Raw genomic sequence first — 1,433 nt, forward strand, 5'->3', positions numbered from 1 at the left:
ACTCAGGGTAGGCGTCTGGGTGGCGGTCACCGTGGCGCTGTCCTGCGCCGAGTTCACTGCAGCATTGTTGAAGATGGCGCTGGCCGTGGCGACGTTGGTCACCGAGCCAGCGTTCACGTCGGTCTGGGTGATGGTGTAGGTCGCGGTGCACGTCACCGTGCCACCCGGGGCCAGCGTCCCCGGCGTCGCCGGGCAGGTCACCGTCGTCTTGTCATCGGCCACCGTGTACGGCGCCGACAGGGTCACGTTGCCGGTGTTGGTCAGCAGGTAGCTGTAGCTGATCACGTCGCCCGCAGCGGCATACACCAGCGGCGAGGCGGTCTTCTCCAGACCCAGGGACGGCGAACGGGTTGCGTTCACGGTCTCGGTCGCCTGGTTGGAGTTCACGGTACCGCTCGTTGCGGTCGCCAGGTTGGTCACCGAGCCGGCATCCACGTCGGCCTGGGTGATCGTGTAGCTGGCCGTGCAGGTGATCGAACCACCCGGCGCCAGTCCACCACCCGGCAGTGCCGGACAGGTCACCGTGGTCTTGTCGTCGGCCACCGTGATCGGGTCGGTGATCACCACGTTGCCCGAGTTGGTCACCAGATACTCGTACTGCACGACGTCACCGACGCTGTCGTACGGGTCACCGGAAACCGCGGCCTTCGCCAGCGTGAGCGCCGGCTCCTGCAGCGCCTCGACGGTCACCGTATCGGGGTTGGAGGTCACCGGCTGGTTGTTGAAGCTACCGGCCGCGGTCGCGATGTTGGTCACCGAACCGGTGTTGATGTCGGCCTGCGTCACCGTGTAGCTGGCGGTGCAGGTAACCATCGCGCCCGGTGCCAGGTCGCCTGCCGGACAGGTCACGCTGGCGATCTTGTCGTCGCTGACCGTGATCGGACCGGTGATGGTCACGTTGCCGGAGTTGGTCACGTCGTAGGCGTACTGGATGACGTCGCCGACGCTGTCGAAGCCGGCGCCCGAGACCAGACGCTTGTCCAGGGTCAGGACCGGAGTCCGCGTCGCCGTCACCGTCGCATCGTCCTGATTGGACGTCACCGGCGCGCCGTTGAAGTTGCTGCTCGCGGTCGCGACGTTGGTCACCGAGCCAGCGTTCACGTCGGTCTGGGTGATGGTGTAGGTCGCGGTGCACGTCACCGTGCCACCCGGGGCCAGCGTCCCCGGCGTCGCCGGGCAGGTCACCGTCGTCTTGTCATCGGCCACCGTGTACGGCGCCGACAGCGTCACGTTGCCGGTGTTGGTCAGCAGGTAGCTGTAGCTGATCACGTCGCCCGCAGCGGCATACACCAGCGGCGAGGCGGTCTTCTCCAAGCTCATCGATGCCGTCTGCGTCGCCGTCACCGTGGCGCTGTCCTGCGCCGAGTTCACTGCAGCATTGTTGAAGATGGCGCTGGCCGTGGCGACGTTGGTCACCGAGCCGGCGTTCACGT

General features: G+C 66.8%; 1 protein-coding gene. It reads right to left on the reverse strand.

The window, feature by feature from the left end:
* Positions 1 to 1,433 (reverse strand): DUF7507 domain-containing protein (locus N800_RS14985; RefSeq protein WP_198032569.1); only part of this gene is annotated, 1,433 nt, incomplete at both ends.

The sequence above is a fragment of the Lysobacter daejeonensis GH1-9 genome, assembly GCF_000768355.1.
Lineage (GTDB): Bacteria > Pseudomonadota > Gammaproteobacteria > Xanthomonadales > Xanthomonadaceae > Aerolutibacter > Aerolutibacter daejeonensis.